Annotated in this window: 21 protein-coding genes; 8 read left to right on the top strand and 13 right to left on the bottom strand. The window is 72.1% G+C overall.

Annotation, left to right across the window (positions count from 1 at the left end; genetic code table 11):
* The first annotated feature begins 120 nt into the window (after positions 1–120).
* Positions 121–1581 carry a maltokinase N-terminal cap-like domain-containing protein gene (locus OG435_RS30945; protein ID WP_266881199.1) on the top strand — a complete coding sequence of 487 codons (1461 nt, stop codon included), beginning with the start codon at positions 121–123 and terminating at the stop codon, positions 1579–1581.
* The gene (gene glgB / locus OG435_RS30940; protein ID WP_430625719.1) at positions 1578–3893 is read left to right on the top strand and encodes a 1,4-alpha-glucan branching enzyme; all 2316 of its coding nucleotides are present in this window, start codon (positions 1578–1580) and stop codon (positions 3891–3893) included. The genes OG435_RS30945 and glgB overlap by 4 nt, the downstream gene beginning before the upstream one ends.
* Here the strand turns inward: glgB and OG435_RS30935 are convergent.
* Both OG435_RS30935 and OG435_RS30930 read right to left on the bottom strand, forming a co-directional pair.
* Positions 3871–4230, bottom strand: a complete 360-nt coding sequence (locus tag OG435_RS30935) for a thioredoxin family protein (protein WP_323187926.1) — start codon at positions 4228–4230, stop codon at positions 3871–3873. The two genes, glgB and OG435_RS30935, sit on opposite strands and share 23 nt — an antisense overlap.
* 30 nt (positions 4231–4260) lie before the next feature.
* The gene (locus tag OG435_RS30930; protein ID WP_266881198.1) at positions 4261–4674 is read right to left on the bottom strand and encodes a MerR family transcriptional regulator; all 414 of its coding nucleotides are present in this window, start codon (positions 4672–4674) and stop codon (positions 4261–4263) included.
* 331 nt (positions 4675–5005) lie between these two features.
* Between OG435_RS30930 and OG435_RS30925 the strand changes: the two genes are divergently transcribed.
* Complete coding sequence (locus OG435_RS30925) at positions 5006–5629, top strand: helix-turn-helix domain-containing protein (RefSeq protein WP_430625783.1); 624 nt, start codon at positions 5006–5008, stop codon at positions 5627–5629.
* A gap of 201 nt (positions 5630–5830) precedes the next feature.
* Here OG435_RS30925 and OG435_RS30920 read toward each other — a convergent pair whose 3' ends face one another.
* A complete protein-coding gene (locus OG435_RS30920; RefSeq protein WP_266881196.1) occupies positions 5831–6856 on the bottom strand; it encodes an ATP-dependent 6-phosphofructokinase in 1026 nt (341 codons plus the stop codon).
* A gap of 296 nt (positions 6857–7152) precedes the next feature.
* On the opposite strand from OG435_RS30920, the gene pta reads away from it, so the two are divergent.
* The 3 genes from pta (at position 7153) to pyk (ending at position 12001) form a co-directional block, all read left to right on the top strand.
* The gene (gene pta, locus OG435_RS30915) at positions 7153–9234 is read left to right on the top strand and encodes a phosphate acetyltransferase (protein ID WP_266881195.1); all 2082 of its coding nucleotides are present in this window, start codon (positions 7153–7155) and stop codon (positions 9232–9234) included.
* Positions 9235–9292: 58 nt separating this feature from the next.
* Positions 9293–10507: an acetate kinase gene (locus tag OG435_RS30910; protein WP_266881194.1), complete on the top strand. Its 1215-nt coding sequence runs from the start codon at positions 9293–9295 to the stop codon at positions 10505–10507.
* A gap of 63 nt (positions 10508–10570) precedes the next feature.
* Positions 10571–12001, top strand: coding sequence for a pyruvate kinase (pyk, locus tag OG435_RS30905; RefSeq protein ID WP_266881193.1), 1431 nt, complete (start codon positions 10571–10573; stop codon positions 11999–12001).
* A 116-nt stretch (positions 12002–12117) separates the two neighbouring features.
* Here pyk and OG435_RS30900 read toward each other — a convergent pair whose 3' ends face one another.
* The 4 genes from OG435_RS30900 to OG435_RS30885 form a co-directional block, all read right to left on the bottom strand.
* Positions 12118–13383 carry a hypothetical protein gene (locus OG435_RS30900; RefSeq protein WP_266881192.1) on the bottom strand — a complete coding sequence of 422 codons (1266 nt, stop codon included), beginning with the start codon at positions 13381–13383 and terminating at the stop codon, positions 12118–12120.
* Positions 13373–13960 carry a DUF6114 domain-containing protein gene (locus OG435_RS30895; protein ID WP_266881191.1) on the bottom strand — a complete coding sequence of 196 codons (588 nt, stop codon included), beginning with the start codon at positions 13958–13960 and terminating at the stop codon, positions 13373–13375. Before OG435_RS30895 ends, OG435_RS30900 begins: the two co-directional genes overlap by 11 nt.
* A 111-nt stretch (positions 13961–14071) precedes the next feature.
* Entirely contained in the window at positions 14072–14713 is a 642-nt protein-coding gene (locus OG435_RS30890; RefSeq protein ID WP_266881190.1) for a DUF6230 family protein, read from the bottom strand.
* A gap of 604 nt (positions 14714–15317) precedes the next feature.
* The gene (locus tag OG435_RS30885; protein ID WP_266881189.1) at positions 15318–16325 is read right to left on the bottom strand and encodes a tetratricopeptide repeat protein; all 1008 of its coding nucleotides are present in this window, start codon (positions 16323–16325) and stop codon (positions 15318–15320) included.
* 269 nt (positions 16326–16594) lie between these two features.
* On the opposite strand from OG435_RS30885, the gene OG435_RS30880 reads away from it, so the two are divergent.
* Complete coding sequence (locus OG435_RS30880) at positions 16595–17257, top strand: TetR/AcrR family transcriptional regulator (protein WP_266881188.1); 663 nt, start codon at positions 16595–16597, stop codon at positions 17255–17257.
* Here the strand turns inward: OG435_RS30880 and OG435_RS30875 are convergent.
* The 6 genes from OG435_RS30875 to OG435_RS30850 form a co-directional block, all read right to left on the bottom strand.
* Complete coding sequence (locus OG435_RS30875) at positions 17199–17750, bottom strand: hypothetical protein (protein WP_266881187.1); 552 nt, start codon at positions 17748–17750, stop codon at positions 17199–17201. The genes OG435_RS30880 and OG435_RS30875 overlap by 59 nt on opposite strands.
* A 47-nt stretch (positions 17751–17797) precedes the next feature.
* Positions 17798–19498, bottom strand: a complete 1701-nt coding sequence (locus OG435_RS30870; RefSeq protein ID WP_266881186.1) for an acyl-CoA mutase large subunit family protein — start codon at positions 19496–19498, stop codon at positions 17798–17800.
* Between the two features lie 169 nt (positions 19499–19667).
* Positions 19668–19997, bottom strand: coding sequence for a DUF3817 domain-containing protein (locus OG435_RS30865; RefSeq protein WP_266881185.1), 330 nt, complete (start codon positions 19995–19997; stop codon positions 19668–19670).
* Complete coding sequence (locus OG435_RS30860) at positions 19994–21109, bottom strand: MBL fold metallo-hydrolase (protein WP_266881184.1); 1116 nt, start codon at positions 21107–21109, stop codon at positions 19994–19996. Before OG435_RS30860 ends, OG435_RS30865 begins: the two co-directional genes overlap by 4 nt.
* Positions 21110–21274: 165 nt before the next feature.
* A complete protein-coding gene (locus OG435_RS30855) occupies positions 21275–21784 on the bottom strand; it encodes a MarR family winged helix-turn-helix transcriptional regulator (protein ID WP_266881183.1) in 510 nt (169 codons plus the stop codon).
* A gap of 21 nt (positions 21785–21805) precedes the next feature.
* Entirely contained in the window at positions 21806–23161 is a 1356-nt protein-coding gene (locus OG435_RS30850) for an MFS transporter (protein ID WP_266881182.1), read from the bottom strand.
* A gap of 146 nt (positions 23162–23307) precedes the next feature.
* Here OG435_RS30850 and OG435_RS30845 point away from each other — a divergent pair, with 146 nt between their 5' ends.
* Complete coding sequence (locus tag OG435_RS30845; RefSeq protein WP_266881181.1) at positions 23308–24372, top strand: ArsR/SmtB family transcription factor; 1065 nt, start codon at positions 23308–23310, stop codon at positions 24370–24372.
* Positions 24373–24394 lie beyond the last annotated feature (22 nt).

Genomic DNA, 24394 nt, shown 5'->3' with positions numbered 1-24394 from the left:
CAACCGCCCGCCCCTGTACGGACCATCCTGACCCGACACTCGCACACACCGGAGAAGCAACCAGCGTAATCCGGGACACTCTGCGCATTCTTTGACGGCCCGGGGAAAGGACGCGACGCCATGTCGGAGGCTGCATCCGCCCGGGATCGGCTCACCGCCGACCGGGCCGCCGGGCTCGGGCCCGGGATCGGACTCGGTCCACTGGAGCCCATGCTGCGGGCCTGGCTGCCCGCGCAGCGCTGGTTCGCGGGCAAGGGCCGCGCCATCGGACGGCTCAGGACCGTCTCCGCCGCCGAACTGCTGCCGCCCGGCTCCGCCCCCGGACTGCTGCACCTGCTGCTGGACGTGGACGGGGACTGCTACCAGCTCCTGCTCGGGATCCGCCCGAGCCCGCTGCCGCCGGCCCTCGCGCCCGCCCTGATCGGCCGCGCCGAGCAGGGCCCGTACGCCGGCCAGTCGGTCTACGAGGGCCTGGGCGATCCACGGCTCGCCTCGCTGCTGCTGGAGCGGCTGCGCTCCCCCGGCACGCTGGGACCGCTCCGCTTCGACCGTGATCCGGCCGCCGTGATCCCCGAGGCGCCCACCCCCCGGCCGCTGTCCGGGGAACAGACCAACTCCTCGATGATCTACGGGGATTCGTACATCCTGAAGGTCTTCAGAAGGGTCGGCCCCGGGGTCAACCCCGACCTGGAGCTGCCCCGCGCCCTGGCCGCCGCCGGCTGCGCCCGGGTGCCCGCGCCGGTCGCCTGGTACGAGGCCGAGCTGCCCGGCTCCGAACCGCTGACCCTGGGCGTGCTCCAGCCGTACCTGCGCGGCTCCGACGACGGCTGGCAGCTCGCGCTGCACCGGCTGCGCACCGGCGCCGACTTCACCGCCGAGGCGCACGCGCTGGGCCGGGCCACCGCCGAGGTGCACAGCGCGCTGGCCGGGGCCCTGCCCACCGTCGCGCTGGGCCCGGAGCAGACGGCCCGGCTCGCCGCCGGGATGACGGCCCGGCTCGCCGCCACCGCCCGCGAGGTACCCGCCCTGCGGCCCTACGAGGCGGGGCTGCGCGGGGCCTTCGACGCACTGGCCGCCTCCCGCGGGGCCGGGGTGTCCGCCCAGCGGATCCACGGGGACCTGCACCTGGGCCAGACCCTGCGCACCGTGGACGGCAGCTGGGCGCTGATCGACTTCGAGGGCGAGCCGGCCCGGCCGCTGGCCGACCGGCGCCGCCCCGAACCGGCGGTGCGGGACATCGCCGGGATACTGCGCTCCTTCGACTACGCGGCCCGCTCCCACCGGCCGTTCGCCCCCGCCTGGGCGGACGACTGCCGGGCCGCCTTCTGCGAGGGCTACGCCCGCACGACCGGCCGGGACCCCCGCGAGGACCCCGTGCTCCTGCGCGCCTACGAGACCGACAAGGCGGTGTACGAGGCCCGCTACGAGTCCCGGCACCGGCCCGACTGGCTGCACGTGCCGATGGCCGCGATCCGGCGGCTGTCGGAGCCGCAGCGTCCCCCTTCGCACCGCACGCATCCCCCCGTCCCCGGATCCACCACCCCCCACCACCCGAAGCCCCCGAGGAGGCCGCTCGCGTGAGCGCCGCACGACAGCCGTCACCGACCGTCCGCGACGAAGCCAAGCCCGTCATCGACGCCGTCGAGACCGTCGAGCCCGTGAAGAAGCCCCGGGCCCCCAGGGCCCGGAAGGCGGCCCCGCCGCGCGGGGTCCGGCCGGTGCCGGCGCTGGGTGCGGAGGAGCGGGCCCGGCTGCTGGAGGGCCGCCACCACGATCCGCACGGGGTGCTCGGGGCCCGTACCCAGCAGGGCGGGGTGTCCTTCCGGGTGCTGCGTCCGTACGCGAAGGCGGTCACCATCGTCGCCAAGGGGCTGCGGGCCGAGCTCCTCGAGGAGGGCGACGGGCTGTTCGCCGGGCTGCTGCCGCTGGCCGAAGTACCGGACTACCGGCTCCTGGTGACGTACGACAGCGACGAGGTGGAGGTCCACGACCCCTACCGGTTCCTGCCCGCGCTCGGCGAGCTCGACCTGCACCTGATCGGCGAGGGCCGGCACGAGGAGCTGTGGACGGCGCTCGGCGCGGAGCCGATGGTCCACCAGGGCGTGGCGGGCACCCGGTTCACGGTGTGGGCGCCGAACGCGCAGGGTGTGCGGGTCAGCGGGGACTTCTCGTACTGGGACTCGGTCGCCTACCCGATGCGCTCGCTCGGGGCCACCGGCGTGTGGGAGCTGTTCCTGCCCGGCGTCGGCGAGGGCGCCCTGTACAAGTACGACATCACCCGCCCGGACGGCTCGCACACCCTGCGCGCCGACCCGATGGCCAAGCACGCCGAGGTCCCGCCGGCTAACGCCTCGGTGGTGACGGCCTCCTCCTACGTCTGGCAGGACGCGGAGTGGATGGCGAAGCGCGGGGAGCGCCCGCCGCACCAGGCCCCCTTCTCCGTGTACGAGCTGCACCTGGCGTCCTGGCGGCCCGGGCTCTCGTACCGGCAGCTGGCCGAGCAGCTCCCGGCGTACGTGACGGAGCTCGGCTTCACGCACGTGGAGCTGATGCCGGTCGCCGAGCACCCCTTCGGCGGCTCCTGGGGCTACCAGGTCACCGGCTTCTACGCGCCGACCTCCCGGATGGGCACCCCGGACGACTTCCGCTTCCTGGTGGACGCGCTGCACCGGGCCGGGATCGGCGTGATCGTCGACTGGGTGCCGGCGCACTTCCCGCGCGACGACTGGGCGCTCGCCGAGTTCGACGGGCGGCCGCTGTACGAGCACCACGACCCGCAGCGGGCCGCGCACCCGGACTGGGGGACGCTGGAGTTCGACTACGGGCGCCGGGAGGTGCGCAACTTCCTCGTGGCCAACGCCGTGTACTGGTGCCAGGAGTTCCACGTGGACGGGCTGCGCGTGGACGCGGTGGCCTCGATGCTCTACCTGGACTACTCCCGCAAGGACGGCGAGTGGACGCCCAACGAGCACGGCGGCCGGGAGAACCTGGACGCGGTGGCCATGCTCCAGGAGATGAACGCCACCGTCTACCGGCGCTGCCCGGGCGTGGTGACGATCGCCGAGGAGTCCACGGCGTGGCCGGGCGTCACGCAGCCCACCGACGGGGGCGGGCTCGGCTTCGGCCTGAAGTGGAACATGGGCTGGATGCACGACACCCTGCGCTACGCCTCCAAGGATCCGGTGCACCGCAAGTACCACCACCACGACATGACCTTCGGGATGGTCTACGCGTTCAGCGAGAACTACGTGCTGCCGATCTCGCACGACGAGGTGGTGCACGGCAAGGGCTCGCTGGTGTCGAAGATGCCCGGCGACTGGTGGCAGCAGCGGGCCATACACCGTGCGTACCTGGGCTTCATGTGGGCCCACCCGGGCAAGCAGCTGCTCTTCATGGGGCAGGAGTTCGCCCAGGGCTCGGAGTGGTCCGAGACGTACGGCCCGGACTGGTGGCTGCTGGACTCCTCCTACGCGGCGGCCGGTGACCACCGGGGCGTACGCAGCCTCGTGGGCGACCTGAACCGCACCTACCGGGCGGCGCCCGCCCTGTGGGAGCGGGACTCGGTGCCGGAGGGGTTCGCGTGGGTGGAGGCGGACGCGGCGGAGGACAACGTCTTCGCCTTCCTGCGGTTCGCACAGGACGGCTCGCAGCTGCTGTGCGTCTCGAACTTCTCGCCGGTGGTCCGGCACGGGTACCGGATCGGGGTCCCGGAGGAGGTGCCGCTGTGGCGGGAGGTGCTGAACACCGACCTGGAGGCCTACGGCGGCAGCGGCGTCCACCACACCCAGCCGGTGCGGCCCGAGCCGGTGCCGGCGCAGGGCCGGGCGGCGAGCCTGCGGCTGACCCTCCCGCCCCTGGCGACGCTCTGGTTCAGCCCGATGCCGCGGCGGTAGCCGTCAGGACCCCGTCCAGCTCCTGGAGGAGCCTGCGCTTGGCGCGGGCTCCGACCAGTTGCAGGACGGGCTCGCCGTCGCGGAAGACGAGCAGGGTCGGCATGGACAGCACCCCGAAGCGCACGACGGTGTCCGGGTTGGCGTCCGCGTCGATCTGCACGACCTTGAGGCGGTCGGCCTCTTCCACGGCGACGGCGGACAGCACGGGTGCGAGCTGACGGCAGGGGCCGCACCAGTCGGCGGTGAACTCCACCAGGACGGGCCGGCCGCGTTCGGCGAGCACCTCCGCCTCGAAGTCCGCGTCGGTCACTTCGGCCACTCCGTGGGCCTTGATCATGTGCTTCCCCTCTCGTGCCGGCCGAACGGATCAGCCGGTCATCTCGCATCTGGGCTCTGGCGCGCCGGCTCCGACTCCGGCTCCCGCTTCGGCTTCGGCTTCGGCTTCGGCGAGCTGGCTCGCGACCTGGTCGCGCACCTCGCCGAGGCGGCCGATCAGGCCGTCCAGTTCGGTGAGCTTGCGCCGGTAGACGGCCAGCGAGGCCGGGCAGGAGTCGCCGGACGGGTGCCCGGCGCGCAGGCATTCCACGAACGGGCGGGTCTCCTCCAGGTCGAAGCCGAAGTCCTGGAGCGTGCGGATCTGGCGGAGCAGCCGCAGGTCCTCCTCGTCGTAGGTGCGGTAGCCGTTCCCGTCGCGCCGCGCGGGCAGCAGTCCCCGCGACTCGTAGTACCGGAGCGTCCGGGTGCTGGTGCCCGCACGCCCGGCCAGTTCGCCGATTCGCATGGCCCCGACGGTAGTCCTTGACGTCGGCGTCAAGGCAAGGAGGAAGGCGGTTCGGAGCGGTCCGATCGCGTGAGTGGGATCACGCACGGGGCTATCCCTCCGGGCGGCCGGAAACGTACGCTAGGAAATGGATCATCTGGTGCACCGATTACCGGACAGTCGCAGGGAAACCGGCCCAAAGGCCTTAACTCCATAGGACGTTCCTACGAGTTATGGGCTTGTTTGTTTGGTCTGTAGTCGCCGTGCCTCGGCCACTCCTACGGTGTGCCATGTGCACTCCAGCCCCCCCTTCAATGCCCCCGCCGCGCGTCGTCTCCGCGCGGCCCTGGGCATGGCTCCCGGTCATGTCGCCTATGGCCTGCGGGCCCAGTACGGACTGCTCGTCACTCCCGAGACCGTGATGGCGTGGGAGCGTGGCGAGATCTCGCCCACCTCCCCCGAGCTCACCGCTCTGGCCGGCGTGCTCTGGTGCTCCCCCGGCGAGCTGCTCGCCGAGCCCGTCACCCTGAGGGAGCACCGCATCGCCCGGGGCCTGTCCGCCGAGGACCTGGCCCGCCGGGTCGGCGTGGAGGCGGGTGCCTACCAGAAGATGGAGGACGCCGGCCGCTGGAAGGGCAACGAACGGCAGTCCGCCGCGCTGGCGACGGCGCTGGGGCTGACCCTGGCCCAGTTCGTGACGGCGACCGGCAAGCACGAGGAACTGGCCGAGCTGCTGCGCAGTGCGGTGACCACGCGCTGGCAGGCGTACGTGAAACCGCTGACCAAGCTGCTTCCGGTGCCCAAGGCGCACCTGGAGCGGGTGCTGGAGCAGCTGCACGGCGAGTACCAGTCGCGGATGCTGGCGACCCTGAGCTGGGGCACGGGGCAGGGCGAGGCCGGCAGCGGCGATTCGGGACGTGAGTACCTCACCGACATCGTGGAGCGGTTCTGGACGCTCGCCGGGGGTGCGGCGTAGGACACATTTCGCCCGCGGGCTCCCGACGCGAAAGGCCCCGACCTCGTCCGGACGAGGACGCGATCGGGGCCTTTCGGCGCTCGAAGTCGGGGCGGTGGTCCTGCCCCGGGGGCCGGGTGGCGGCTCCGCGGGGACCCGGAGGGCTGGCGCGGAGGGGGCCGTTCGGCGGCGGATCCGGGACCGAGGTCCCGGCCGGGACCGTCAGAAGACGGACTCGGCCTCGTACATGCGGTCCTCGGGGACGGTCTTGAGCTCGGTGACGGCTTCGGCCAGTGGGGCCATGACGATGTCGGTGCCGCGCAGGGCGGTCATGTTGCCGAAGTCGCCGCGGTGGACGCCCTCGACCGCGTGCCAGCCGAAGCGGGTCGCGAGGACGCGGTCGTAGGCGGTGGGGGTGCCGCCGCGCTGGACGTGGCCGAGGATGACGGGGCGGGCTTCCTTGCCCAGGCGTCGCTCCAGCTCGACGGCGAGGCGGTTGCCGATGCCGGCGAAGCGCTCGTGGCCGTACTGGTCGATCGCGCCCTTCTCGTACGGCATGGAGCCCTCGCCGGGGTGCGCGCCTTCGGCCACGCAGATGACGGCGAACTTCTTACCGCGAGCGAATCGTTCCTCCACCATCTTGACCAGGGCGTCCACCTCGAAGGGGCGCTCCGGCAGGCAGATTCCGTGGGCGCCGCCGGCCATGCCGGACTCCAGCGCGATCCAGCCGGCGTGCCGGCCCATGACCTCGACGACCATCACGCGCTGGTGCGATTCGGCGGTGGTCTTGAGGCGGTCGATGGCCTCCGTGGCGACCATGACGGCGGTGTCGAAGCCGAAGGTGCGGTCGGTGGAGGAGATGTCGTTGTCGATGGTCTTCGGCACGCCGACGACCGGCATGCCGGCATCCGACAGCATCCGGGCGGCGGTCAGGGTGCCCTCGCCGCCGATCGGGATCAGGGCGTCGATGCCGTAGCGCTTCGCCAGTTCCACGGCGTTCTCGGCCGCTTCGTGGAGGCGGGCGCGCTCCATGCGGGCCGATCCGAGGATCGTGCCGCCGCGGGCGAGGATGCCGCTGACCGCGTTGATGTCGAGGGGGCGGTAGTTGCCGTCGAGGAGGCCCTTGAAGCCGTCCTCGAAGCCGATGACCTCGTCCCCGTGCCCGACCACGGCACGGTGTACGACCGACCGGATGACAGCGTTGAGGCCCGGGCAGTCGCCGCCTGCGGTGAGAACTCCGATACGCATCGTGCTGTGTCTCCTGCTCCTGGTCGGACCTGGCTGTTCGCGTGCGGGCGTCCAGCCGACCGTACATATGAGGTGCCGTATGAAGGGCGTAATGGTGAAGTCTGTCCGATTGTTCCACGGGCTCCGGGTGGAGCGCGCTCCGTGGCACTCCACCCGCAGGGTGCCCGCAGGGCCTTTCGGCCCCTTCGGACAGGCCCTTCTCCCGGCGGGCGACCTACGGAATCACAGGGGTATTGTCAAGAGGTCAAGCCCACATTAACTGGGACAACCGACTCGAATTGGGACGGAGAGCACGCGTGACGCGCAGCGTGTACGTGACGGGTATCGAGCGGGGGGACGGCCGCCAGGTCGTCGAGCTGGGCATCATGGAGCTCCTCACCCGCCAGACAGGCCGGGTGGGCGTGTACCGCCCCCTGTTGCACGACGGGCCCGACCGGCTGTTCGACCTCCTCAAGGGCCGGTACCGGATCGAGCAGGACGCCTCGACGGCGTACGGCATGGAGTACCACGAGGCCTCCGCCATCCTCGCCGAGAAGGGCACCGACGAACTGGTCTCCCAGCTCGTGGCCCGCTACCAGAAGGTGGCGCGGGACTACGAGGTCATGCTGGTCCTGGGCACCGACTACGCCGACACCAACCTCCCGGACGAGCTGGCGCTCAACGCGCGCCTCGCCAACGAGCTGGGCGCGCTCGTCATCCCCGTCGTGGGCGGCACCAAGCACCCGGCCGAGGCCGTGCGCGCCGAGACCCGCAACGCCTACCGCGCGTACGAGGCCCTGGGCTGCCACGTGGGCGCGATGGTCGTCAACCGGGTGGCCGCCGAGGACCGCGAGGTCATAGCCGAGCGCCTCGCCGCCCGGCTCCCCGTGCCCTGCTACGTCCTGCCGGACGACAAGCACCTGTCCGCCCCGACGGTCGCCCAGATCACCCAGGCGCTCGGCGGCGAGGTGCTCCTCGGCGACGAGGCCGGACTGGCCCGCGACGCCCTGGACTTCGTCTTCGGCGGGGCCATGCTGCCCAACTTCCTGAACGCCCTGACCCCCGGCTGCCTGGTCGTCACCCCCGGAGACCGCTCCGACCTGGTCATCGGCGCCCTCGCCGCGCACACCTCCGGCACCCCGCCGATCGCCGGCGTGCTGCTGACGCTGAACGAGCGCCCCGGCAAGGACATCCTGACGCTGGCCTCCAAGCTGGCTCCGGGCACCCCGGTCGTGTCGGTGGCCGGCAACAGCTTCCCGACGGCCGCCGAACTCTTCGCGCTGCAGAGCCGGCTGAACTCCGCGACCCCGCGCAAGCTGGAGACCGCGCTCGGCCTGTTCGAACGCCACGTGGACACCGCCGAGCTGCGCGAGGTGCTGTCGGTGGCCCGCTCCGAGCGGGTCACGCCGATGATGTTCGAGAACCAGCTGCTGGAGCAGGCCCGTGCCGAGCGCCGCCGCGTGGTCCTCCCCGAGGGCACCGAGGAGCGCGTGCTGCGCGCCGCGGACGTGGTGCTGCGCCGCGGGGTCTGCGACCTCACCCTGCTGGGCGAGGAGCCCGCGATCCTGAAGAAGGCCGCGGACCTGGGCATCGACATCTCGGCCGCCCAGCTCATCGACCCGGCGACCTCCCCGCTGCGGGAACGGTTCGCCGAGTACTACGCCAAGGCCCGCGCCCACAAGGGCATGACGGTCGAGCTGGCCAACGACGTGGTCACCGACGTGAACTACTTCGGCACCCTGATGGTCCAGGAGGGCCTCGCCGACGGCATGGTCTCCGGCTCGGTGCACTCCACCGCCGCCACCATCCGCCCGGCCTTCGAGATCATCAAGACCAAGCCCGACGCGTCCATCGTCTCCTCGGTCTTCTTCATGTGCCTGGCCGACAAGGTCCTCGCGTACGGGGACTGCGCCGTGAACCCGGACCCCAACGCCGAGCAGCTCGCCGACATCGCCGTCCAGTCGGCCACCACCGCCGCCGCGTTCGGCCTGGAGCCGCGGATCGCGATGCTCTCGTACTCGACCGGCACCTCCGGCTCGGGCGCGGACGTGGACAAGGTCCGCAAGGCCACCGAGATCGTCCGCGCGCAGCGCCCCGACCTGCTGATCGAGGGTCCGATCCAGTACGACGCCGCCGTGGAGCCCTCGGTCGCCGCGACCAAGCTGCCCGAGTCCGAGGTGGCCGGCCGCGCGACGGTGCTGATCTTCCCCGACCTGAACACCGGCAACAACACGTACAAGGCCGTGCAGCGCTCGGCCGGCGCCGTGGCGGTCGGTCCGGTCCTGCAGGGCCTGCGCAAGCCCGTGAACGACCTCTCGCGCGGCGCCCTGGTCCAGGACATCGTCACCACCGTGGCCATCACCGCGATCCAGGCGCAGTCCCGGCCTGTGGCCGGCTGAGCCCTCACCACCGAGCCCCGAGCCCCCGAGCCCCCACCGCAAAGGAAAGACCCTCATCGTGACCGCATCGCGCGTACTCGTCCTCAACTCCGGCTCCTCGTCGGTGAAGTACCAGCTGCTCGACATGGCGGACTCCTCCCGCCTGGCGGTCGGTCTGGTGGAGCGCATCGGCGAGGAGACCTCCCGGCTCAGCCACGAGCCGCTGACCGGGCCGGGGGCCGCGGGCGGCAAGCGCGTGACGACCGGTCCGATCGCCGACCACGCGGCGGCCCTGCGGGCCGTCTCGGCGGAGCTCGCCGCCGACGGGCTGGGGCTGGACTCGCCCGAGCTGGCCGCCGTGGGCCACCGGGTGGTGCACGGCGGGACCAAGTTCACGCACCCGACGCTGATCGACGACGCCGTCCTGGCCGAGATCCGCGCCCTGATCCCGCTCGCCCCGCTGCACAACCCGGCGAACGTGACCGGCATCGAGGTGGCGCGGGAGCTGCGCCCCGACCTGCCGCAGGTCGCCGTCTTCGACACGGCCTTCCACTCGACCATGCCGGAGCACGTGGCGCGGTACGCGATCGACACCGCCACGGCCGACAAGTACTCCATCCGGCGGTACGGGTTCCACGGCACCTCGCACGCCTACGTCGCTCGCGCGACGGCCAGGCTCCTCGGCAAGGCCGAGGAGGACGTGAACGTGATCGTGCTCCACCTGGGCAACGGCGCCTCGGCCTCGGCCGTGCACGGCGGGGTCTGCGTGGAGACCTCCATGGGGCTGACCCCGCTGGAGGGCCTGGTCATGGGCACCCGTTCGGGCGATCTGGACCCCGCCGTCGTCTTCCACCTGGCGCGGGTCGGGGGCATGTCCGTCGACGAGATCGACTCGCTGCTCAACAAGAAGAGCGGCCTGCTGGGTCTGTGCGGCGACAACGACATGCGCGAGGTCCAGCGGCGGGCGGCGGAGGGCGACGCCTCCGCGCGGCTGGCGCTGGCCTCGTACATCCACCGCCTGAAGAAGTACATCGGCGCCTACTCGGCGGTCCTCGGCCGGGTGGACGCGGTGGCCTTCACCGCGGGCGTGGGCGAGAACTCCTCGGAGATCCGCGAGATGGCCCTGGCCGGTCTGGCCGAACTGGGCCTGGCGCTCGACCTGGAGGCGAACTCGGTACGGTCCCCCGAGCCGCGCCTGGTGTCCGCGGAGTACGCGCGGGTCGCCGTGGCCGTGGTCCCGACGGACGAGGAACTGGAGATCGCCAGCCAGACGTACGCGCTGGTTACCGGCTAGTCACTTTGGACTTTCCGCCAGGTGGAATATTCCGCTACGAAACAAACCGATAGGATCCGCTCCATGCGCCGTTCCAAAATCGTCTGCACGCTGGGCCCCGCCGTCGACTCTTACGAGCAGCTGAAAGCTCTCGTAGAGGCCGGTATGAACGTGGCCCGATTCAACTTCAGCCACGGCTCCCAGGCAGAACACCAGGAGCGGTACGACCGCGTCCGGAAGGTCTCCGAGGACACCGGGCGCGCCGTCGGCGTCCTCGCCGACCTCCAGGGCCCGAAGATCCGCCTGGAGACCTTCGCCGAGGGTCCCGTCGAGCTCGTCCGCGGTGACGAGTTCATCATCACCGTCGAGGACGTCCCGGGCGACAAGTCCATCTGCGGCACGACCTACAAGGGTCTGCCGGGCGACGTCTCCAAGGGCGACCCGATCCTGATCAACGACGGCAACGTCGAGCTCCGGGTGACCTCGGTCGAGGGCCCCCAGGTCAAGACCATCGTCATCGAGGGCGGTGTCATCTCCGACCACAAGGGCATCAACCTGCCGGGTGCGGCCGTCAACGTCCCCGCCCTGTCGGAGAAGGACATCGACGACCTGCGCTTCGCGCTGCGGATGGGCTGCGACATGGTCGCCCTCTCCTTCGTGCGCGACGCCAACGACGTCAAGGACGTCCACAAGGTCATGGACGAGGAGGGCCGCCGGGTCCCCGTCATCGCCAAGGTCGAGAAGCCGCAGGCGGTCGCCAACATGGAGGGCGTCGTCGACGCCTTCGACGCGGTCATGGTCGCCCGTGGCGACCTCGCCGTCGAGTACCCGCTCGAGAAGGTCCCGATGGTGCAGAAGCGCCTCGTGGAGATGTGCCGCCGCAACGCCAAGCCGGTGATCGTCGCGACCCAGATGATGGAGTCGATGATCACCAACTCGCGTCCGACGCGCGCGGAGGCCTCCGACGTGGCCAACGCGATCCTCGACGGCGCGGACGCGGTCATGCTGTCGGCCGAGTCCTCGGTCGGCGCCTACCCGATCGAGACCGTCAAGACGATGTCGAAGATCGTCGAGGCGGCCGAGGAAGAGCTCCTGTCCAAGGGCCTGCAGCCGCTGGTCCCGGGCAAGAAGCCCCGTACGCAGGGCGGCTCCGTCGCCCGTGCGGCCTGCGAGATCGCGGACTTCCTGGACGGCAAGGCCCTGGTCGCCTTCACCCACTCCGGTGACACCGCCCGCCGCCTGTCGCGCTACCGCGCGAACCAGCCGATCCTGGCCTTCACCACCGACGCCGGCACCCGCAACCAGCTCACGCTGAGCTGGGGCGTCGAGTCCTACGTGGTCCCGCACGTGGACAACACCGACTCCATGGTCGACCTGGTGGACGTGGAGATGCTCAAGCTCAAGCGGTACAACAAGGGCGACACCATGGTCATCACCGCCGGCTCGCCCCCCGGCGTCCCCGGCACCACGAACATGGTCCGGGTCCACCACCTGGGCAGCGGCTCCCGCGACTGATCCCGCACCCGCCGTTCGAAGAACTCTGCCGCACAGAGACCGAGGGCGGCACCCCGATCCGATGAGGATCCGGGGTGCCGCCCTCGGTGCGTCCGGCCGCGCGGGGCCGTAGGTGCCTACTCCGCCGGGCCGATGTAGTTCTTGAGGCCCGGGACGGTCAGGGTGCCGCCGAACTGGCCGGCCTGGACGACCTTGACGTTCGTGAAGAACGCGAAGGGGACGTTCAGGGGCGGCGGGCTCTTCGGGGTGAACTCGATCGGGATCAGCCCGAAGAGGTTGCCCTTGAGGCTCTCGGTGTACATCGTCACCTTGGCCCCCCGGATCTTCGAGGTGGACCCTGGACGGGACTTCAGGTGGGCGATGTTCTTGCCCTTGCCGACCGTCTGGTAGAGGTCCTTGATGTCCAGCGAGTCCGCGGTGAACTTCAGGACGGGCTTGATCTTGCCGCCCGCCGTCTTCACCTCGACGATGCCCTCGTAGTCGAGGCCGTAGAGGGTCAGCAGCGAGCTGTCCAGGTACCAGGGCTCGTCCGGGAGCAGCGGGATGCCCGGCTCCAGGTCGGCCTCGGCCAGGGCCTTGGCGTCGTAGGTCGGGCAGGGGAAGGGTTCCTTCCCGTTCTTGCCCTTGCCCTTGTCCTTCGGGCCCTCCGTCGCCGTTTCCGGCTCCGGCTTCGGCTTCGGCTTGGCCGTCTTGCCCGTCTCGTCCTTCGGGGTGGCCTTGGTGCCCTTGACCTCCTCGGAGAGCTCCGAGACGGTGACGCCGGCCTGCTTGGCGGCGTCACGGATCGCGTCCGCGGCCGGGTCCGGCCCGGTGGTCTTGGCCGGGGCCGGGGCCGGCGCGGCCGGGGTTCCCGTGAGCGGCCTGCCGAGGGCGTCGACCAGTCCCTTGACGGCATCACCGACGCCGAGCGGGTCCAGCGGGTTCGTCTGCTTGGCCGCGGAGCCCGCCACCGGCATGAGGCCCGGCTGCTCGGCGGGCTTCTCGGCGGTTCTCGCCACCGGCTTGGTGGCCGAGGGGCTGGCGCCCGGCGAAGGCACCGCGCTGGGCGACTTGCCCGGTGCGGGCGTCGTCCGCGGAGTCTTCGAAGGCGTCTTGGAAGGCGTCTTCGCCGACGGGGAGGCCGATTCCGCGGGCTCGTCGGACCGCGTCACGCACGGTCCGGGCGCGAAGGGGATCTCCTTGTCGTCGGCCACGGCCAGCTTCGGCGCCATGCTCATGCCGACGAACACCGCGGTCGGCATGGCGGCCAGCGCCATCGTCTTGCCGACGGGTATCTGGATCTTGGTCAGCAGCGACTTCCTGGGCGCCGCGTGACGCGGGCCCTTCCTCTCACGGGACTCCGCACCCGGAGCCTCGCCCCGTTGCGTTTCGTCACCCCGCACTGTTCCTCCCGCCATCGGCGTGGGCAGTCGTCTCGCTCGCGTATGCCGTCGTTTCCGTCCCGCGCTGTCCCGGGAGGGCCTGGGGGACCGTCTGCTGCGTCTCGTGCGGCAGCGAACCCCCCGCGTCCTTGCCGAGGTCCACGGCCTGTGCCGGCACGGCCTCGACCGGCCCGCCCGGCACCCACGCCAGCGCGAGCCCGCCGCCGACCAGCGCGAGGATGAACCCGACGCCGAAGCCACCGAGGTTCGAGACCGGCAGGGACACCAGCGCCAGCAGGATCGCGGCGACTCCGGCGAAGATCCGGATGCCCTGCTGGAACCAGAGCGCGAGGCCCAGGGTGACCAGCAGGACGCCGATGATCAGTGAGCCGGCGCCGGCCGTCGTCGCCATCGCGAAGGTGACGTTGCCGAGGCGGACGTCCGCGTACGGGATGTAGCCGATCGGAACGCCACCGAGGAGGGTGACCAGACCCGCCCAGAAGGGTCGGCGACCGCTCCAGGCGTGGAAGTGGTAGTACGCCACCGTGAGCCAGGCGTCGTCTTCGGCGCGCACGTAAACCGGGGCCTGGGGGTTCATGGACAACAGCTCCCTGAAAACGGGTGGTACGGAGAACGATGTGGAGCCCGGACGGGCCGGCGACGACGGTGGCCGTCGCCGCCGGCCCGTCCGGTCAGGAGTCCGGGCGGACTACTTCCCGTCCTGGTAGCACGGCTTGTCGCCGCTGTAGAGGCGCAGGTTGAGGTCGGGCAGGGTGAAGGTACCCGCCGTCGTCGCCCAGGCCTTCTGGCGCACGTTCGTCAGCGTCGCCGTCTTGGCGCGCTGCGAGAACAGGGCGCCGTCCGCCAGGGTGCCCTCCTTCGGCTTGGTGGCGTGCGTGCCGTCACCAGCCGCGACACCGATGTCGAGGTCGCCCAGGACGGCGTCCGCGTCGAGCTCGGCGACGTCGAGGTAGATGTTCTTCGCGACGGCCGCAGTGCCCTTGTGGCCCGTCTTGAGCTGCATGGTGATGTTGCCGAGCGGCGTCTTCGTCACCAGCGACTGGCACATGTTGGTGATCTTGGCTTCCTTGAAGCCAGAGATGATCACCGGGTGGTAGGACTTCTTGTCCGACTCCAGGGTCGCGCCCACGGCCACGCTGCCGTACTGGATCATGTCAGTGCCTTCGAGCGAGTCGGCACTGACCTTGAAGTCCTGGCCGGAGACGCTGAAGGACGCCGCGAGGGCACCCTGCGCCAGGCCGACACCGACCGCCGCCGTGGCGGCGATGCTCGGCACCATGACGAGCGCGAAGCGCTTCCATCTGGTCCCGCCACGAATCTGGGAAATCATGTTCGTTCCTCCTTCTCGGACGTACATCTCCGGTCCGGGCGGTGCCCGTCCTGGGATGGGAGAAGTGCTACGTCCTCGGGAAGGAGCGCGAGCGGCCGAGCCGCGGCATTGCCGCGTCCGTACACCGGCGTTCACCCCCGAGCGACAACCACTTGGCCACGCGTTCGCGCAACCTGGGGGGACAGGCCCCGTCGTGTGACGGAGACCCCCCTGTCCCACGGCCGGTGCCACTGCCACCGGCCGGCCCGGTGGGGACCCTCCACCGCGGCTCCGGATGAGCGGCTCTGCGGGAAGGACCGAGCGTCGCCGATCGTGGTCCATTCACGGCCGGGGCACAAGGGGGTTCGTTACTGGCGGGTAACGGCCAGATAACCCGAAGGAGTCCCGCCCCTGTCGGGACGCAACGCAGGGTGTCACCAAGGGCCACGACAGAAGGGGGGAAGAGTGAACACACCGGACAGTTCACGGGGTTCGATTTACTGCGAGTAACAGCGGCCGCGATTACCAAGTTTTGGCAAAGTGCGGCCGCTGTTTATCTCCGTGTCAACAAATCACCGGTGGTGTGCCGGTGCCGTGTCCGTCTCGTGCGGATCCCGTGCCGGTGCTAGAACAGCACCCGCGCGAGGGCCGTACGGGCCGAGGTGACGAGGGGGTTGTCCGCGCCGACCACTTCGAACATCTCCAGCAGCCGCAAGCGCACCGCGTCCCGGTCCTCACCGAACGTCACCTTCACGGTGTCGACCAGCCGCCCGAAGGCGTCCGCCACGTGACCGCCGGCCAGATCCAGGTCGGCGGCGGCGATCTGCGCCGCCGGGTCCTTCGGGTTCTCGGCCGCCGCGGTGCGCACCGCCTGCGGGTTCATGTCCTTGACCCGGACGAACAGCTCCGCCTGGGCGAGGCCCAGCTTGGCGTCGGAGTTGGACGGGTCGGCCGCCAGTACGTTCTGGTAGGCGCGCACCGCCCCGTCCAGGTCGTCGGCGTCCAGCGCCTCGATCGCCTCGTCGAGCAGTGCGTCGTACGGACCGGCCGGCTCCTCGGCCTCCTCCGCGCCCGCGCCCGGGGCGGCGGCGCCCTCGGCCGCGGGGTCCACCTCGACGCCGATGACCCCGAAGCGCTCCTCGGCGATCTGGACCAGCTGGGCCAGGACCCCGCGGACCTCGCCCTCGGACACGAAGTCCTGGAACAGCGGCATCGCCTGGCCGGCGACCACGGCGAAGACGGCCGGGAGGGCCTGGATGCGGAACTCGCGGATCAGGTTCTGGTTGGCCGCGACGTCGAGGGCGGCCAGCGCCAGGCGGCCGTTCGCCTCGATGGTGAGCCGCTCCAGCAGCAGGCTGAGCTCCCGCCCCTGCTCGAAGCCCTCGGCACGGAAGTCGAGGATGACCGGAACCTCGCCCGAGAGCGGGACGACGTGGCTCTCGAAGCGGGTCTCGTCGGTGTCGAAGACGAGCGCGGACGGCGGGACGGCCCCGGCGGGCGCGGGCGCACCGCCCTGAGCGGCCTTCCGGGCCGCCTCGGCGCGGGCCTGCTCGGCCTTGGCCTTGGCCTCACCGGCCGCCTTCACCGCGGCGAGGTCGACGACGCCGCTCATGGACATGTTTCTGGGCTGCATGCGTACATCCTCCCCCGAGTGCGCGCGCCGACGAAAAAGATCGGCCGAAACGGACCGATCGCGGTACCTCTGCGCACCGCACTGCTGCCGTGCGGTCCACTTACTGCTGTGGCGCCGGGTCCCCACCTGGCGCCGGTAGCTCTTCGCGTGGTTGTCGCTCTTACGCTACGACCCGTAGCGTAACTCGCCTCGCCCCCCCGCGGGCGGTGATCTGAACCACATGTCCGGGGGGCCGAGCGGTCCTGCTACCGGCGGGTATGGTCTCGGCCATGCGCAACCCCAGTTCGGACACCACCTGCCCGCCCGGCCGCACCGGACGCCCGCGCAGCGCCGCCGCGGACGCCGCGATCCTCGCCGCGACCCGGGACGCGCTGGTGGAGCTGGGCTGGTCGAAGCTGACGATGGGGGACGTCTCGGCGCGGGCCGGGGTCGCGAAGACCACCCTCTACCGGCGCTGGTCGGGCAAGAGCGAGCTGGTCGTGGACGCCGTCGCGGAGCTCTTCGACTCCCTCGAACTGCCCGACCGGGGCTCGCTCGAGGCCGACATCGAGTACGTGGTGCTCCAGTTCGCGGCGCTGCTGCGGCGCCCGGAGGCCCGTACCGCCCTGATGGCGGTCGTCGCCGAGTCCACCCGGGACGAGGCCCTGCGGGACCGGATCCGGTCGGCGATCGTGGACCGGCAGAAACGTCTCGTCGTACTGGGGCGCGAACGCGCGCAGGCCCGGGGCGAACTCCCCTACGAGGAGGACGAGTCCCTCGCCTCCCACACCACGGACCTGATCTTCGACGTGATCGCGGGCACGGTGGTGCACCGTGCGCTGGTCAGCTCCGAGCCGGTGGACGAGCTGTGGGTGGCCACCTTCACGGCGCTGCTCATGTACGGCCTCCAGGGTCCCGCCGGCGGCCCTTCCGGCCCCGCACCGATGGTGTGAGCACCGCGGGCCTGCCCCCGTCCGACAGGGGCAGGAAGTCCGCGCACCAGGCCGGAGCCGCGGCCGTCAGCGCGTCCGAGCGCGGGTTGTGGCCCGGCCAGGGCCGCGGGCGCCCCGGCCAGTCGGCCCAGCGCAGGCTGTCGGCCTCCTCCGGGGGCAGCAGCCCGGAGGCCACCAGGGCCGCCCGGCCGGCTTCGAGCCCGGCGAGCCGGTAGCCGTACTCGGAGGCGTCCACCTCGTGGACGTGGGCGTCGGTGAGCAGCACCGAGGCCGCCACCCCGTCGAGGCCGCGCACGATGCCCGCCCGCACGCAGGCCGCGTACACCTCGGGCAGCCGGCGCTCGGCCGGTACGGCGTTCAGCACTTCCGTCGGCCCGCCCGGGCCGGGCGGCTCGAAGTCGGCGGCGATGTACGCGTACGGCCCGCAGTTGGTCTGCATGAGCACGCGGACGGTCACCCCGTACACGGGGACGGGAAGGTGGCGGCCGGTCATGGCCGCCACCTTAGGGCCCGTCCCGCGGTGTCACGGGCGACGGGCCGTCAGAAGCCCGGCGGCTCCGTGTAGGTGCCCCACTCGTCCCGCAGCAGGTTGCAGATCTCGCCCATGGTGGCCTCGGCGCGCACCGCGTCCAGCATCGCCGGGATCATGTTCGAGCCGTCGCGGGCGGCGGCCAGCATGGCGTCCAGCGCCGCCTTCACCTTCGCGTCGTCCCGGCGGGCCTTGCGCTCCGCGAGCTCGCGGACCTGGACCTTCTCCACCTCGTGGCTGACCCGCAGGATCTCCAGGTCCCCGGTGACCGAGCCGTGGTGCACGTTGACGCCCACGACCCGCTTGTCGCCCTTCTCCACCGAGCGCTGGTACTGGAAGGCCGACTCGGCGATCTCCCCGGTGAACCAGCCGTCCTCGATGCCCCGCAGGATGCCCGAGGTGATCGGGCCGATCGGGTGCTGCCCGTTCGGGTGGGCGCGCAGCCCGCGCTCCTTGATCTGCTCGAAGATCTTCTCGGCGTCGGCCTCGATGCGGTCGGTGAGCTGCTCGACGAACCAGGAGCCGCCCAGCGGGTCGGCCACGTTGGCCACGCCCGTCTCCTCCATCAGCACCTGCTGCGTGCGCAGGGCGATCTCGGCGGCCTGCTCGCTCGGCAGCGCGAGGGTCTCGTCGAGGGCGTTGGTGTGGAGGGAGTTCGTACCGCCGAGGACGGCCGCGAGGGCCTCCACGGCGGTGCGCACGACGTTGTTGTAGGGCTGCTGGGCGGTGAGGGAGACCCCGGCCGTCTGGGTGTGGAAGCGCAGCCACATCGTCTTCTCGGACTTGGCCCCGTACACCTCCTTCATCCAGCGGGCCCAGATGCGGCGGGCGGCGCGGAACTTGGCGATCTCCTCGAAGAAGTCGAGGTGCGCGTCGAAGAAGAAGGAGAGCCCGGACGCGAAATGGTCCACGTCCAGCCCCCGCGAGAGGCCCAGCTCCACGTACCCGAAGCCGTCGGCGAGGGTGTACGCGAGCTCCTGCGCGGCCGTGGCCCCGGCCTCGCGGATGTGGTAGCCGGAGACGGAGAGCGGCTTGTAGGCGGGGATGCCGTTCGCGCAGTACTCCATGAGGTCGCCGATGAGGCGCAGGTGCGGCTCGGGTTCGAAGAGCCACTCCTTCTGGGCGATGTACTCCTTGAAGATGTCGGTCTGGAGCGTCCCGTTCAGGACGGCCGGGTCGACGCCCTGGCGCTCGGCGGCCACCAGGTACATGCAGAAGGCGGGGACGGCGGGGCCGCTGATCGTCATGGAGGTGGTCACGTCGCCGAGCGGGATGTCCTTGAAGAGGATCTCCATGTCGGCGGCGGAGTCGATGGCGACCCCGCAGTGGCCGACCTCGCCGAGCGCGCGGGGGTCGTCGGAGTCGCGCCCCATCAGGGTGGGCATGTCGAAGGCGACGGAGAGCCCGCCGCCGCCGGCGGCCAGGATCATCTTGTAGCGCTCGTTGGTCTGCTCGGCGTTGCCGAAACCGGCGAACTGCCGGATGGTCCAGGTCCGCCCCCGGTATCCGGTGGCGTGCAGGCCGCGGGTGTACGGGTACTCCCCCGGCCAGCCGATGCGCTCGAAGCCCTCGTAGGAGTCGCCGGGCCGGGGCCCGTAGACGGGGTCGACGGGATCGCCGGAGAGCGTGGTGAAATCGGCCTCGCGCTTGCGGGCCTTGTCGTACCGGGCCTGCCAGCGACGGCGGCCTTCCTCAATGGCGTCAGCGTCCATACCCCTGAATTTACTAGGACGTCCTAGTAAATGTCGATGGCCAACCCCCGGGGAGTCGTCCCGGGGGTGGATGGATCAACGCGGGTGGATCAACGCGAGTGGATCAACGCGGGTGGATCCACGCGGGTGGATCCACGCGGGTGGATCCACGCGGGCTGATCGCCCGAGGTCAGGCGCGGGCCGCGGCCGGGTCGCCGACGACGAGAGGCTCGACCTCGGCGCGGACCTTGCGCTCGACGAAGAACGCGGCCAACGGGATGGTGCCGGAGACCAGGACCCACAGGAGCTTGCCGAAGGACCACTTGGCCTTGGAGCCCAGGTCGAAGGCGAACACCAGGTAGATCATGAACAGCACACCGTGCGCCTGCGAGACCGCGAAGGTCAGGTCGGCGCCGGTGTCGAAGCCGTACTTCGCCACCATGCAGGCGCAGAGGATCAGGAGCATGACCGCGGTCACGTAGGCCATGACGCGGTAGCGGGTCAGCACGCTTCGTTTCATGCGGTCGAGCCTAGCCGTCCGGTTTGCACGATCTTGACGCGGGCCGGGTCAGCCGGGGGGGGCGGGGCGGCCGGCTCCGGGTCGCGCAGCGGGGGCCGGGACCAGGGCGCGTCGGCGGCTCCGGACTCCGGGCGCAGACCCAGCTCACGGAGCTGGTTGACCGCCGACATGGCGGTGAACAGCGTGTTCGGGTTGGCTCCGCCGACGCCCAGGTCGGCCATGACCTGCGCGTACCGGGCGGTGAACGCTCCCGGGGCGACCTCCTCCCCCTCCCCGACCAGCCCCAGCGAGGCCTCCCCCAGGGCGGTGGCCTGCTCCAGCAGCCCGTCGAGGTGGGACACCGCCTCGGCGCCGCGGCGCACGGCGAAGGTGTGCCCGTCGGTGAGGAACACCACCTCGCCCTCCTCGAGGAGCAGGGCCGCGGCGCCCAGCACGCTCTGGATCTTGAGCTGGTCGGCGTCGGCCATCGGGCCGCAGGGGCCGTTGCCCTCGTCGGACAGGTGCAGGACCCCCGGGTCGCGCAGGTGCACGATCACGTGCCCGGCGCAGTGGCCCTGGCTGCGCAGCACGCGGACCGCGCCGTCGGCGAAGGTCCACCCGGTGGAGCGGAGCGGGCCGGTCCTGATCAGCTCCAGCGGCCGTTCCTCGTAGGTCCGGGTCGTCTCTCCGAAGGGGCGCATCGGCTGGAAGAGCGCGACCACCCGGGCCGCGGTCCCCGCGGGGTCGGTCAGCACCGCGGCTCCGGCGACGCGCTCGAAGGCCCGCGCCCAGTAGTCCACCGGGTCCCGCATCTGGTCGAGGTCCGGGGCGGGGACCCAGTGCTCGGCCGGTACGCCCAGCGCGTCGGCCAGGTCGTTGTTGCCGACGTGGTCGAGGTGGCCGTGCGTGGTGAGCACCAGCGCCCGCGACCAGGGCCGGACCCGCCCGGCGGCCTCCCGCAGCGCCGCGCGGAAGGCCGTGGTGACACCGGTGTCGACGATCACGAGGGTGTCCCCCGCCCTGTGCACGAGGGCGTTGGCGACGTCCGGCCGGTCCCGGGTGAGGTCCAGTTCCTGTCCGACGACCAGCAGGGTCCGGTCGTCGATCTCGATCAGGTCGCCGAGTGCGGTCATCGGTCCTCCCGCGCGGTCCGGGCCGGGCCGGGTCCGGACCACCGGCCCGCCGCCCGGGCCGTGCCTGCCGGCCATGGGGTCCCCTGCCGAGCGTACGTCGCGGCGGCCGCGGCGGCCCCCGGAAGCACGAGGCCCCCACGGCGCCCGCGCGTCAGGCGACCGCGGTCACTTCTCCTCGAAGTCGGACGCCGCCACCCGGAGCGGGCGCAGCAGCGCGAAGATCTCCCCGCACTCCTCGGCGTCGTAGGCGCCCAGCCCGAAGTCGATCTCCATCAGCGCCTTCGTGGCCGCCTCGACCACCTCGCGGCCCTTGTCCGTGATCGACGCGAGCGTGCCGCGCCCGTCGTTCGGGTTCGGACGCCGGGCGACGAGGCCGGACTTCACCAGCCGGTCCACGGTGTTCGTCACCGACGTCGGGTGCACCATCAGCCGCTCGCCGATCTTCGACATCGGCAGTTCCCCGGCCTTGGAGAAGGTCAGCAGCACGAGCGCCTCGTAGCGCGCGAAGGTCAGACCGTACGGCTTGACGACCGCGTCGACCTCGCCGAGCAGGATCTGGTGCGCCCTCATGATCGAGGTGATCGCGGCCATCGAGGGCACCGGACCCCAGCGCTGCTGCCAGAGTTCGTCGGCGCGGGCGATGGGGTCGAAGGGAAGGCTGAGCGGCTTGGGCACGCACCAGACCCTACCGGGCGGTCATTTGGCGGCGGGATCCGTCTCACGCCTCGGCCCGTCCGTCCGGCGCACCTCGGCGAGCAGCAGCAGGACGACCCCGGTGCCCAGCACCGCGGCCGAGGTGACGACCACGTGCACGGGCAGGAACTCCGCCGCGACCCCGGCGAGCGCCATGCCGACGCCCTGAAGGGTCATCAGCCCGGTGCTGAGCAGGGTCATCGCCCGGCCGCGCAGCTCGTCGGGCGCGGCCTCGACGTACCACTGGTCGAGCCCCAGGGTGTACGCGTGGGCCAGCCCGGCCAGGACGAGCGCGCCCCACAGGACCGGGAGGCCGGGCCGGACGGCGTACGCGAGCAGCGGCAGCAGCGAGAGCGCCGCGAGCGGGGCCGTGATCCGCGAACGCGTTCGGGCGGTGAGCGCCGAACCCGCCCACACCTCCCCGGCGATGGCTCCGACGGGCATCGCGCACATCAGCAGCCCCAGCCCGGCGGTGGAGATGCCGAGGCCGGAGGCGTACGGGGTCAGCAGGGCCTCGGGTACGACCACGAAGAGCGGGGGCAGCCAGGCCAGCAGGGTCAGGGCCCGCAGCCGGCGGTGGCCCAGGACGGCGCGCACCCCCGCGAGCGGGGAGACCCGCGCACCGGCACCCGCGGACCGGGCGGGCCGGGCCCGGGTGCCCAGGCGCAGCAGGACCGCGGAGCCGAGGAAACCGGCGGCCGTCAGGAGGATGGCCCCGCGCGGGGCCACCACGGTGAGCAGCAGGCCGCCGAGCCCGAAGCCGATGAGCTGGGCGCTCTGCGCCACCATGCGCAGCAGCGAGCGGCCCAGTACGTAGGCCTCGCCGGCGCCGAGGACGTCGGCGAGGGAGGCGCTGCGAGTGCCCTGGAACAGCGGCGCGACGAAGGCCATCGCGCAGCGCAGTACGAGCAGGAGCGCGACCGGGGTGCCGGGCGCGGCCATGGCGGCGGCGCAGGCCGCGCAGACGAGGTCGCAGCCGACGAGCACCCGGCGGGCGGGGAGCCGGTCGGCGAGCGGCGCGAGGAGGGTGCCGCCGAGGGCGTAGGGGAGGAAGCCGAGGGCGAAGGTGAGCGCGCTCATCAGGGGGGAGCCGGTGGCGCGGTAGACGAGGACGGTGAGGGAGATCTCGGCGATGACGACGCCGAGCACGGACAGCAGGTGCGCGGCGAACACCGGCCGGAACTCCCCGACCCGGAAGACGGCCCGGTATCCGGCGGACTCCGGCGGAGATCCCGGACCGGGCGGCCCTCCGGGTCCGGGAGCGGACCCGGGAGCGGTGGCGCGGGACGGGGCCCGGCCCGGCGCGCCCGGGCCGGGGGCGGTGGTCGCCGAGGTCGGGGACGGGTCTGCGGTGGTCATACGGTGCACCCTGGCGGCGCCTAGGCTGGGGTGCCAGACATTCGCCCCCACCCGAATCACCCACCGCTGGCCGGACGGCCGGGCCTGCCGCCACGGCAGCCGGGCAGCCCCGCCCCACCTCACCCCACCCGCCCCCGGAGGGACCCGTGCCCTTCCACTTCCGCTTCGGCGCCGCCGACCTGCTGCGCTGCCGGTTCTCGATCTCGCCCCGCTGGGAGACCCAGGAGGCGGTACGGGTCCTCCTGGACCAGCGCCGCCACGCCTACCACCTGCCCTGGCTGCGCGGGATCCGCGACGCGGCCGGCGGGCTGGACCTGCGGCCGCTGTGGCTGCTGATGCCGCGCGCGGGGCACAATCCGGACTTCCTCAGCCCGCCGCCGACGGGCCCATCGGTCACCTTCGAGGAGGAGCTCGCGCGGGTCCGGGCCGCCGATCCGCAGGCGGCCCGGGACGACCTGAGGCGCTCCCTGGTCTGCACCCCGGGCGCCCTGGAGAGCGCGGCCGGGCAGCGGATGCTCGCGGATCCGGAGCGGGCGGTCCGGGAACTGGCCGACCTCTACGAGCAGGCCTGGCGGACGCTGGTCGCCCCGCACTGGCCCCGGCTGCGCGCCCTGCTGGAGGCGGACATCCTGTTCCACTCCCGGCGGCTGGCCGCGGGCGGGCTGGAGGCCCTCTTCGACGGGCTCCACCCGGATCTGCGCTGGTCGGGGAAGACCCTCACCATCGCCCGCGCGGGCCACCACGACCGCTCCCTCGACGGCCAGGGGCTGCTCCTCATGCCGAGCGCCTTCGTCTGGCCGGAGGTGGTGGGCGGCTACGACCCGCCGTGGCAGCCGACCCTCGTGTACCCGGCCCGGGGCATCGGCGCCCTGTGGACGGCCCCCGCGGGCCCGGCCCCCCAGGCCCTGGCCCGCCTCCTGGGCCGCGCCCGCGCGGACGTCCTGTGCGCGCTCACCGAACCGGCCTCGACCACCACCCTGGCCCACCGCCTGTCCCTGGCCCCCTCCACGGTCTCCGCCCACCTGAAAACCCTCCAGCAGGCCGGCCTCCTCATCCCCTCCCGCCACGGCCACCAGATCCTCTACGAACGCACCCCGCTGGCGATCGCCCTGACCAATCCAGCCCCGCCGGCGCTTGAGGCGCGGGGGTCCGGGGGCGGAGCCCCCGAGGCGGTCCGGGCGCAGCCCGGGGAACGGAGGAAGGGCGGGTAGGGGACGGCCCCGCGCAGCCCCA

Origin of the sequence: Streptomyces sp. NBC_01264 (assembly GCF_026340675.1) — a bacterium.
Classification (GTDB): domain Bacteria; phylum Actinomycetota; class Actinomycetes; order Streptomycetales; family Streptomycetaceae; genus Streptomyces.
Note: the sequence above shows the minus strand (reverse complement) of the source record. Positions and strands in the feature narration are given on the sequence as shown.

What these genes read in the sequence shown, in the direction of transcription:
- OG435_RS30920 (WP_266881196.1), bottom strand. Translation starts at nt 6,856, where the DNA reads ATGCGTATCGGAGTTCTCACCGCAGGCGGCGACTGCCCGGGCCTCAAC.
- OG435_RS30880 (WP_266881188.1), top strand. Translation starts at nt 16,595, where the DNA reads ATGCGCAACCCCAGTTCGGACACCACCTGCCCGCCCGGCCGCACCGGA.
- OG435_RS30870 (WP_266881186.1), bottom strand. Translation starts at nt 19,498, where the DNA reads ATGGACGCTGACGCCATTGAGGAAGGCCGCCGTCGCTGGCAGGCCCGG.
- OG435_RS30930 (WP_266881198.1), bottom strand. Translation starts at nt 4,674, where the DNA reads ATGCGAATCGGCGAACTGGCCGGGCGTGCGGGCACCAGCACCCGGACG.
- OG435_RS30860 (WP_266881184.1), bottom strand. Translation starts at nt 21,109, where the DNA reads ATGACCGCACTCGGCGACCTGATCGAGATCGACGACCGGACCCTGCTG.
- OG435_RS30875 (WP_266881187.1), bottom strand. Translation starts at nt 17,750, where the DNA reads ATGACCGGCCGCCACCTTCCCGTCCCCGTGTACGGGGTGACCGTCCGC.
- OG435_RS30865 (WP_266881185.1), bottom strand. Translation starts at nt 19,997, where the DNA reads ATGAAACGAAGCGTGCTGACCCGCTACCGCGTCATGGCCTACGTGACC.
- OG435_RS30895 (WP_266881191.1), bottom strand. Translation starts at nt 13,960, where the DNA reads ATGAACCCCCAGGCCCCGGTTTACGTGCGCGCCGAAGACGACGCCTGG.
- OG435_RS30945 (WP_266881199.1), top strand. Translation starts at nt 121, where the DNA reads ATGTCGGAGGCTGCATCCGCCCGGGATCGGCTCACCGCCGACCGGGCC.
- pyk (WP_266881193.1), top strand. Translation starts at nt 10,571, where the DNA reads ATGCGCCGTTCCAAAATCGTCTGCACGCTGGGCCCCGCCGTCGACTCT.
- OG435_RS30850 (WP_266881182.1), bottom strand. Translation starts at nt 23,161, where the DNA reads ATGACCACCGCAGACCCGTCCCCGACCTCGGCGACCACCGCCCCCGGC.
- OG435_RS30890 (WP_266881190.1), bottom strand. Translation starts at nt 14,713, where the DNA reads ATGATTTCCCAGATTCGTGGCGGGACCAGATGGAAGCGCTTCGCGCTC.
- OG435_RS30925 (WP_430625783.1), top strand. Translation starts at nt 5,006, where the DNA reads ATGGCTCCCGGTCATGTCGCCTATGGCCTGCGGGCCCAGTACGGACTG.
- OG435_RS30935 (WP_323187926.1), bottom strand. Translation starts at nt 4,230, where the DNA reads ATGATCAAGGCCCACGGAGTGGCCGAAGTGACCGACGCGGACTTCGAG.
- OG435_RS30885 (WP_266881189.1), bottom strand. Translation starts at nt 16,325, where the DNA reads ATGCAGCCCAGAAACATGTCCATGAGCGGCGTCGTCGACCTCGCCGCG.